Source organism: Streptomyces sp. NPDC091289 (assembly GCF_044757365.1).
Lineage (GTDB): Bacteria > Actinomycetota > Actinomycetes > Streptomycetales > Streptomycetaceae > Streptomyces.
In genome coordinates this window covers 467,376-476,208 of the sequence record NZ_JBIVUT010000002.1, presented here as the reverse complement: position 1 = coordinate 476,208, position 8,833 = coordinate 467,376, and the positions used below count along the sequence as shown (strand labels likewise).

8 protein-coding genes are annotated in these 8,833 nt (G+C 71.4%); 4 read left to right on the top strand and 4 right to left on the bottom strand.

Annotated features, from left to right (window positions below; translation table 11 throughout):
- Positions 1–211: 211 nt before the first annotated feature.
- Positions 212–787 (bottom strand): TetR/AcrR family transcriptional regulator, encoded by a 576-nt coding sequence (locus ACIQPT_RS04145; RefSeq protein ID WP_401152537.1) that lies wholly within the window; start codon positions 785–787, stop codon positions 212–214.
- Between the two features lie 93 nt (positions 788–880).
- On the opposite strand from ACIQPT_RS04145, the gene ACIQPT_RS04140 reads away from it, so the two are divergent.
- On the top strand, positions 881–1,630 hold the full coding sequence (locus ACIQPT_RS04140) for an alpha/beta fold hydrolase (RefSeq protein WP_401152534.1): 750 nt from the start codon (positions 881–883) through the stop codon (positions 1,628–1,630).
- A gap of 87 nt (positions 1,631–1,717) precedes the next feature.
- Here ACIQPT_RS04140 and gcl read toward each other — a convergent pair whose 3' ends face one another.
- Positions 1,718–3,502 carry a glyoxylate carboligase gene (gcl, locus tag ACIQPT_RS04135; protein ID WP_401152531.1) on the bottom strand — a complete coding sequence of 595 codons (1,785 nt, stop codon included), beginning with the start codon at positions 3,500–3,502 and terminating at the stop codon, positions 1,718–1,720.
- A gap of 260 nt (positions 3,503–3,762) precedes the next feature.
- Here gcl and ACIQPT_RS04130 point away from each other — a divergent pair, with 260 nt between their 5' ends.
- The 3 genes from ACIQPT_RS04130 to ACIQPT_RS04120 all read left to right on the top strand — a co-directional run bounded on the left by ACIQPT_RS04130 (position 3,763) and on the right by ACIQPT_RS04120 (position 5,426).
- A complete protein-coding gene (locus ACIQPT_RS04130; protein WP_401152529.1) occupies positions 3,763–4,473 on the top strand; it encodes a hypothetical protein in 711 nt (236 codons plus the stop codon).
- A gap of 83 nt (positions 4,474–4,556) precedes the next feature.
- Positions 4,557–5,195 (top strand): GNAT family N-acetyltransferase, encoded by a 639-nt coding sequence (locus ACIQPT_RS04125; protein WP_401152527.1) that lies wholly within the window; start codon positions 4,557–4,559, stop codon positions 5,193–5,195.
- Between the two features lie 9 nt (positions 5,196–5,204).
- Positions 5,205–5,426, top strand: a complete 222-nt coding sequence (locus ACIQPT_RS04120; protein WP_401152525.1) for a hypothetical protein — start codon at positions 5,205–5,207, stop codon at positions 5,424–5,426.
- A 42-nt stretch (positions 5,427–5,468) separates the two neighbouring features.
- On the opposite strand, the gene ACIQPT_RS04115 is transcribed toward ACIQPT_RS04120, so the two are convergent.
- Both ACIQPT_RS04115 and ACIQPT_RS04110 read right to left on the bottom strand, forming a co-directional pair.
- Positions 5,469–7,076, bottom strand: coding sequence for an AMP-binding protein (locus tag ACIQPT_RS04115; protein WP_401152522.1), 1,608 nt, complete (start codon positions 7,074–7,076; stop codon positions 5,469–5,471).
- Complete coding sequence (locus ACIQPT_RS04110; protein ID WP_401152519.1) at positions 7,073–8,749, bottom strand: AMP-binding protein; 1,677 nt, start codon at positions 8,747–8,749, stop codon at positions 7,073–7,075. Before ACIQPT_RS04110 ends, ACIQPT_RS04115 begins: the two co-directional genes overlap by 4 nt.
- Positions 8,750–8,833: the final 84 nt, after the last annotated feature.

Genomic DNA, 8,833 nt, shown 5'->3' with positions numbered 1-8,833 from the left:
GGCCCGCCCCGCCCGCCCGGCGTCCCCCCCCCCCCCACCCCCACGGGCCCCCCCCCCCCCCCCGGGGGGGGGGGCGGCCCCCCCCCCCCCCCCCCCCCCCCCCCTTCTCGTGCGCCCGCACACCCCCCAGCCCGTCCGGCGCTTGAGGGCGGAACCCTCGCGACGGTTCCGCCCTCAAGCGCCGGGCAGGCGGATGGGTGCGGGCCCACCCTCAATCGCCGGACAGGCGGATGGGTGCGGGCGGGCCGGAGTTCGGGGCGAGGCCGCCCGACAGCAGCGCCAGGTAGCTGTCGGCGGCAGCCGACCGCCGTTCCGCCGGATGCTCGCCCACCGCATGCACCAGCCCACACAACAGCTTGAGCAGATTCTCGCCGGTCAGAGCAGGCGCCGGGCGGACGAGCCCGAGCAGCCGCGAGACCGCCGCGACCAGCTCCCCCTTGGCCCGGCGCAGGGACTCCGTCTCGTCCGACCCACTGATCAGCACGTCGATCAGCCCGGGTCGGGCCAGCGCGGCCGCGAGCGCCGTGCCCAGGAAGTCCACCAGGGCGGAAGCGGGATCGGCCCGCCCCTCGGCCTCCTCGGCCACGTCGATGAGCTCGCGCACCGCCCCCTCCAGGACGCGTTCCAGCATGGCCCGCTGCGTGGGGAAGACACGGTAGACCGTACCGACGCCCACCCCCGCCCTGCGCGCGAGCTCGTTGAGCGTGAGCGTGATCTCCCCGCCGCGGACGGCCCGCCGGGCCTCGTCGAAGACCTTCTCCCTGTTGCGTACAGCGTCGGCCCTCATCGCATCCTCCTCGGCAAACCGATGTGGATAACTTATCAGCTCACTGTTACGGTCAAGTGGATAGGTAATCCACTTCTCTGCCCAGGAGTCGTCATGACCGTCGTGTTCGTCCATGGAGTGCCGGAGACGCCCTCCCTCTGGAATTCCCTGCGGGAGCGGATGGACCGCCCCACCCTGGCCCTGCGGCTGCCCGGGTTCGGCAGCCCCCGCCCGGCCGGCCTGGTGGACAAGGAGGCGTACGCCGCCTGGCTGGCGGACGAACTGCGCGCGATCGGCGGACCGGTGGACCTCGTCGGCCACGACTGGGGGGCGCACCTGACGATGCGGGTCGTCTCCGCCTACGACGTTCCGGTGCGCAGCTGGGTGTCGGACGTGGCCCACGGCTGGCACCCCGACTACCGGTGGCACGAGGCGGCCCTCCTCTTCCAGCAGAGCCCGCAGGGCGAGGAGCTGCTCGCGTCGCTGCGCGCCGGGTCCCCCGACAGCCCGTCCTTCGGCGACTTCCTGCGCCCCCGCGGCATGAGCGCCGAACTGGCGGAGGAGGTCGACACCGTGCACGACGAGGTGATGAGCGCGTCCGTCCTCGCGCTCTACCGCTCGGCGCGGCCCACCCTCCACGCGGACTGGGGACGGGAGTTCGACGGCCCCTCCGCGGCGCCGGGTCTCGTCCTGATCCCGAACGGCGATCCGATGGCGCGGCCCGCGATGGACCGGGAGGTGGCCCACCGCCTCGGTGCGCGGGCGACGGAGCTGGACGGGCTCACCCACTACTGGATGCTCCAGGACCCCGACCGGGGCGCGGAGGCGCTGAACCGCTTCTGGGCGGCGTGCGGGGCCCGCTAGAGCGGTCCCGCGTTCATGGGGACACGACGAGGGCCCCCGGGCCGGAGGTTCGCTCCGGCCCAGGGGCCCTCGTGGGTGACGGTTCCGTCAGGAAGCCGTCAGGGGGCGGATCGCGGTGGGCGCGTGCGACGCGTCCGTGGCGATGTCCTCGAACTCGTTGACCGACGCGATGTCCGTACCGCTCATCGCGATGTTCGTGACCCGCTCCAGGATCGCCTCGACGACCACCGGCACCCGGAACTCCGCCGCCAGCTTCTTCGCCTCCTCGAAGGCCGGCAGCAGCTGGTCCGGCTCGGTGACCCGGATCGCCTTGCAGCCGAGGCCCTCGACGACCTTGACGTGGTCCACGCCGTAGACGCCCAGCTCCGGGGAGTTGATGTTCTCGAACTCCAGGTTGACCTGGAAGTCGATGTCGAAGTTGCGCTGCGCCTGGCGGATGAGCCCCAGGTAGGAGTTGTTCACCAGGACGTGGACGTACGGGATGCGGTGCTGCGCGCCGACGGCCAGCTCCTCCAGCATGAACTGGAAGTCGTAGTCGCCGGAGAGGGCGACGACCGTGCCCTCCGGGTCCGCGGTGGCGACGCCCAGCGCGGCCGGGATCGTCCAGCCGAGGGGGCCGGCCTGGCCGCAGTTGATCCAGTGGCGCGGCTTGTAGACGTGCAGCATCTGCGCGCCGGCGATCTGGGAGAGCCCGATCGTGGTGACGTAACGGGTCTCCGGGCCGAACGCCCGGTTCATCTCCTCGTACACGCGCTGCGGCTTGAGCGGCACGTTGTCGAAGTGGGTCTTGCGCTGGAGGGTCGCCTTGCGCACCTGCGTGGACTCCGCCCAGGCCGAGCGGTCCTTCAGCTCGCCCGCGGCCTTCAGCTCGCGCGCCACCTCGACGAAGAGCGTCAGCGCGGCCTTGGCGTCGGAGGCGATACCGAGGTCCGGAGCGAAGATCTTGCCGAGCTGGGTGGGCTCGATGTCGACGTGGACGAAGGTGCGGCCCTGGGTGTAGACGTCCAGCTTGCCGGTGTGGCGGTTGGCCCAGCGGTTGCCGATGCCGAGGACGAAGTCGGACTCCAGGAAGTTCGCGTTGCCGTAGCGGTGCGAGGTCTGCAGGCCCACCATGCCGGCGTTCAGCTCGTGGTCGTCGGGCAGGATGCCCCAGCCCATCAGGGTCGGGATGACGGGGACGCCGGTCAGCTCGGCGAACTCCACCAGGAGCTCGGAGGCGTCGGCGTTGATGATGCCGCCGCCCGCGACGAGCACCGGGCGCTCCGAGGCGTTCAGCATCTGGATCGCCCGCTCGATCTGCTTGCGGGAGGCCGCGGGCTTGTGCACCGGGAGGGGCTCGTACAGCTCGGGGTCGAACTCGATCTCGGTGAGCTGGACGTCGATCGGCAGGTCGATGAGGACCGGTCCGGGACGGCCGGTGCGCATCAGGTGGAAGGCCTGCTGGAAGACGCCGGGGACCTGCGCGGCCTCCAGGACGGTCGTCGCGGCCTTGGTGACCGGCTTGGCGATCGAGGAGATGTCGACGGCCTGGAAGTCCTCCTTGTGCAGGACGGCCGTCGGCGCCTGGCCGGTGATGCACAGGATCGGGATGGAGTCGGCGATGGCGGAGTACAGACCGGTGATCATGTCGGTGCCCGCCGGGCCCGACGTACCGATGCAGACACCGATGTTGCCGGCCTTGGCCCGGGTGTAGCCCTCGGCCATGTGGGAGGCGCCCTCGACGTGCCGGGCCAGCGTGTGCTGCACCCCGCCGGAGGCCTTGAGGGCCGCGTAGAAGGGGTTGATCGCCGCACCCGGCACACCGAACGCGTTGCTGACGCCTTCGCGCTTGAGGATCTCAACTGCCGCTCGGGCAGCGGTCATACGAGGCATTGAGTGCTCCTGCTCGGGATTGGTGGAGTCGGGCTCTGTCGCGCCACCTGAGAGCACCAATTCCGCATTACGGAAGTTCAGTTCTGCTATACGGAAGCAATCTAAAACGTGGGACGACCGCCGTCAAGGGCGCGCAGTGCCGCTCGCCCGTACGAAGTGCGTCAATTCCCTCCCCAGAGCCTCGCTCCTGGTGGACGATGGGGTGACGAGGGAGGCACGGAGCGCAGTCGGCCGCGCGTCCGTGCCGGAGGGAGACGTTCGTGGAGTCCGTGCCGGTCCGGTGTCCTGTCTGCAGCCGCGACCACGCCTACAGCGCCCCGGCCTACCCCTGCCCGTGCGGAATGCCCACCGCCCCGCCGCTGCTGCCGGACGCCCCGGCGGTCCTGGTCACCCACCGCAGCTGGAACGACGTCTGGGTCACCGTCCGCTGCGCGTCCTGCGCACGGGAGGACCAGTGGCCGCAGCCCGAGCTGTGCTGCCCGTGCGGGACCGTCCTGCGGATACCGGTGCGGCCGGTGGCCGCCGCGTCGGCCCCGACCGCGCCGGTCTCCCCCGCCCACATCCCCCTGCCGCGCACCGCCGCGCACCCGCGCCCGACGTTCCGGCCGATGACGATCCGTACCGGCCACGACGCGGTGAGCGCGGCCGGTCTGTATCTGACCTGGCTGGGCTATCGCGACGTCGGCCGGCCCGGGGCGGGCCCGGCCTCCGGGATCGACCTGCGGGCCGACGGACTGATCGCGCAGGTCGACTCCAGCACCCGGCCGACGTCGCTCCGCGCGGTCGAGACCCTCTGGCTCAACGCGCTGGGCGCCTCGGCGACCGGGGTGTTCTTCTCCCTCGCGGGGTACGCGGCCGACGCCCGGGCCCGCGCGGACGGCGTCGGACTCCCGCTCTTCGTCATGGATCTCACCGGGACCCCGCAGCCGGTGAACAGCCCCGCGGACGAGCTGGTCAGCACGGGCGCCTGAAACACCTGCCCGGGCACCGCCGCCGAGGGAGCGGATCCGGCCACCGCGTACCGGTCCGCCGTCCGGCGCGGCACACTGAGTACATGCGTATCCGCTCCGCCAGACGCTCGGATCTTCCACTTCTCCAGGACATCGAGCGCGCCGCAGGGGAACCGTTCCGCGCCCTGGGCATGGCCTTCGTGGCCGACGACGATCCGCCCCCGCTCGACCTGCTGGAGGGCTACCGGCAGGCAGGCCGTTGCTGGGTGGCCACCGACCCTCTCTCCGCCACCGGCGACCGGCCGCTCGGCTATGTGCTCGCCGACCCCGTCGACGACGCCCTGCACATCGAGCAGGTCTCGGTCGATCCCTCCGCCGCCCGGCGGGGCATCGGCCGGGCGCTGATCGCCCACCTCGCCGCCCGGGCCGCGGCCCGGGGCATGTCGGCGCTCACCCTGACCACCTTCACCGATGTGCCGTGGAACGCCCCGTACTACGCCCGCATCGGATTCCGGATCCTGCCCGAGGCCGAACTCACCGACGGGCTCCGCGCGATCCGGGCCGAGGAGGCCCAGCACGGCCTCGACCGCTGGCCCCGGGTCTGCATGCGGCGCGAACTGGCGCCCGCCTCATCCGCCGCCCGGCCGTCGGATGCTCCGGGGACCGCGAAGGCCCCGCGCGTCCCGGACACTTCGCCGTCCTCGGACACTTCGGAAGCCGTTGCTGTCAGTGGCAGCCCGTAAGCTGTGCGCATGGCTTTACTCCCGGACAGCTCCCTCCCTTCCCACCTCCCCGCAGACCTCTCCGCAGACCACCCCGCGCCCGCCGCCGAGCAGGCCAACGAGGCCATCCGCGCACTCGTCGACGCCTCCGGACAGGACTGGTCCGAGGTGGAGGCGGCGACGTACGAGGTGTTGCTCATCGAGTGGGCGGCGGCGACCCGGGGCGGCCCCGACATCATCGAAGCCGCCTGACCCGACGCGACGCACCTGACGCACCCGCCGCGCCTCCCCCGCTCAGTCCGCGTAGGTCTCGCGCAGTTCGATCTTGCGGACCTTCCCGCTGACCGTCATCGGGAAGGTCTCCAGGATCCACAGCCTGCGCGGGATCTTGTAGTGCGCGAGCCGCTCCCGGCAGTGCGCGGTGACCTCCTCCAGGGTGGGCGGGTCGGCCGGGTCCCGGGGGATGACGCAGGCCAGGATCTCCTCGCCGTAACGCTCGTCGGGCACCCCGACCACCTGGACGTCGGCGATCTTCGGGTGGCCGTACAGGAACTCCTCGATCTCCCGTGGGTACACGTTCTCGCCGCCCCGGATGATCATGTCCTTGATCCGGCCGACGACCTGGACGTAGCCGTCCTCGCGCATCACCGCGAGGTCCCCCGTGTGCATCCACCGCCCGGCGTCGACGACTTCGGCGGTGCGGTCGGGCTGGTCCCAGTAGCCGAGCATCACGCTGTAGCCCCGGGTGCGCAGTTCGCCGGCGCTGCCGCGCGGCAGGGTGACTCCGGTGACGGGGTCGACGATCTTGACCTCGATGTGCGGCAGCACGCGGCCCACCGTGCCGGTGCGGCGGTCCAGGTCGTCGTCGCGGCGGGTCTGGGTGGAGACCGGGGACGTCTCCGTCATTCCGTAACAGATGGAGACCTCGGCCATGTGCATCTCGGCGACGACCCGCTTCATCACCTCGGCCGGGCAGGGCGAACCAGCCATGATCCCGGTGCGCAGCGAGGAGAGGTCGTACGCGGCGAAGTCCGGCAGGTTCAGCTCGGCGATGAACATGGTGGGCACGCCGTACAGCGAGGTGCACCGCTCCTGCTGGACGGCGGCCAGCACGGCGGCGGGCTCGAAGGACGGGCCGGGGATCACGATGCAGGCGCCGTGCGAGGTGATGGCGAGGTTGCCCATCACCATGCCGAAGCAGTGGTAGAAGGGCACCGGCAGGCAGACCCGGTCCGCCTCGGTGTAGGCGATCGTCTCGCCCACGAAATACCCGTTGTTGAGGATGTTGTGGTGGGAGAGCGTCGCGCCCTTGGGGAAGCCCGTGGTGCCCGAGGTGTATTGGATGTTGATCGGGTCGTCGCAGGACAGCTCCGCCTCGCGGGCGGCCAGTTGTTCGCGCGTCACGGCGGGGGCGGCGGCGGTCAGCTCCGCCCAGGACGGGTCGCCGATGTAGTGGACGGCACGCAGCTCCGGGCAGTCGGCGCGGACCTGGTCGACGAGGGCGCGGTAGTCGCTGGTGCGGTGGGAGAGCGAGGCGACCAGCAGGGAGATGCCGGCCTGCTGGAGGACGAACTCCACCTCGTGGGCGCGGTAGGCCGGGTTGATGGTGACCATGACGGCCCCGATCCGGGCCGTGGCGTACTGCACGAGCACCCACTCGGGGCAGTTGACCGCCCAGATCCCGACCCGGTCGCCCTTCGCCACCCCGGACGCCATCAGGGCGCGGGCCAGCTCGTCGACGTCCGTGGCGAATTCCGTGTACGTCCAGCGGCGACCGGACACCACGTCGACCAGCGCCTCGCGGTCGCCGTGCGCGGCGACCGCCCGGTCGAGGTTGCGGCCGATGGTGTCGCCGAGCAGCTCGGTGTCGCCCACCCCATGTGCGTACGAAAGCAGGCTCACTTCAGGTCCCCCTCGTCGAACTCGGTGCCGGTGCCCAGGGCGGTGCGTTCGCGGAGCTCGATGCGGCGGATCTTTCCCGAGACGGTCTTGGGCAGCTCCGCGAACTCCAGCCTGCGGATGCGTTTGTACGGGGCGAGGACCGCCCGGGAGTGCTCGAAGAGGATCTTCGCGGTGTCCGGCCCCGGCTCCCAGCCCTCCGCGAGCACGACGTACGCCTTCGGGACGGCGAGGCGGAGCGGGTCGGGGGCGGGCACGACGGCGGCCTCGGCGACCGCCTCGTGCTCCAGCAGGGCGCTCTCCAGCTCGAACGGCGAGATCTTGTAGTCGGAGGCCTTGAACACGTCGTCGGCGCGGCCCACATAGGTGATGTAGCCGTCCGCGTCGCGTGCGCCGATGTCCCCGGTGCGGTAGTAGCCGCCGGCCATCGACTCGGCGGTGCGGTCCGGGTCGCCGTGGTAGCCGGTCATCAGGCCGACGGGGCGGTCGGAGAGGTCGAGGGCGATCTCGCCCTCCGTCGCGCCGGGTTGTCCCGTCACCGGGTCGAGCAGTTCGACGGTGAAACCGGGGCTCGGGCGGCCCATGGAGCCGGTCTTGAGGAGCTGGCCGGGGGTGTTGGCGACCTGGACGGCGGTCTCCGTCTGGCCGAAGCCGTCCCGGATGGTGACGCCCCACTCCCGCCGCACCGTCTCGATGACCTCCGGGTTCAGCGGCTCCCCCGCCGCGACGACCTCGCGCGGCGGGACCTTCAACTGGCTCAGGTCCGCCTGGATGAGCATCCGCCAGACCGTGGGCGGGGCGCAGAAGCTCGTGATGCCCGAGCGGTCCATCTCGGCCATCAGCCGGCCCGCGTCGAAGCGGGTGTAGTTGAAGATGAAGACGGTCGCCTCGGCGGTCCACGGGGCGAAGAGGTTCGACCAGGCGTGCTTGGCCCAGCCGGGCGAGGAGATGTTCAGATGGACGTCGCCCGGCCTGAGCCCGATCCAGTACATCGTCGACAAGTGGCCCACCGGGTAGGACACATGGGTGTGCTCGACCAGCTTGGGGCTGGCGGTGGTGCCGGAGGTGAAGTAGAGCATCAGCGGCTCGTCCGCGTCCGTCTCCCGGCCGGGCGTGAACACGGCGGGCGCCTGGGCCACCTCCGCGTACGGCAGCCAGCCCGGCACCTCATCGCCCACCGCGATCCGGGTGTACTTCCCCGGGACCTCGTCGAACTTCGCGGTGTCCGCGTCCCGCACCAGCACATGGCGCACCCGGCCGCGCTCCACCCGGTCGCGCAGATCGGCGGGGCCGAGCAGCGGCGTGGCGGGGATGACGACGGCGCGCAGCTTCATCGCGGCGAGGGCGGTCTCCCACAGCTCGGCCTGGTTGCCGAGCATCACGAGGATGCGGTCCCCCTCCCGAACGCCTTGCGCCTTCAGCCAGTTGGCGGCCCGGTCGGAGCGCTCGGACATCGCCGCGAAGGACACCTCGGTGCGCCGGCCGTCCTCCTCCACGATGTGCAGGGCGGTGCGGTCGTTGTTCTCGGCGATGATGTCGAACCAGTCCAGCGCCCAGTTGAAGTGGTCCGCCCGGGGCCAGCGGAAGCCCGCGTACGCGGTTGCGTAGTCCTCGCGGTGTTCCAGCAGGAAGTCCCGGGCGGCCCGGAACGTCTCGGTCGCGCTGGTTGCCGACATGTGCCCTCCTCATTACGGACCGGTCGCTTAACATCATGTAAACAGTGACCCAGGTCTCACCACCCCCGGACGGGGGTGGTCCTC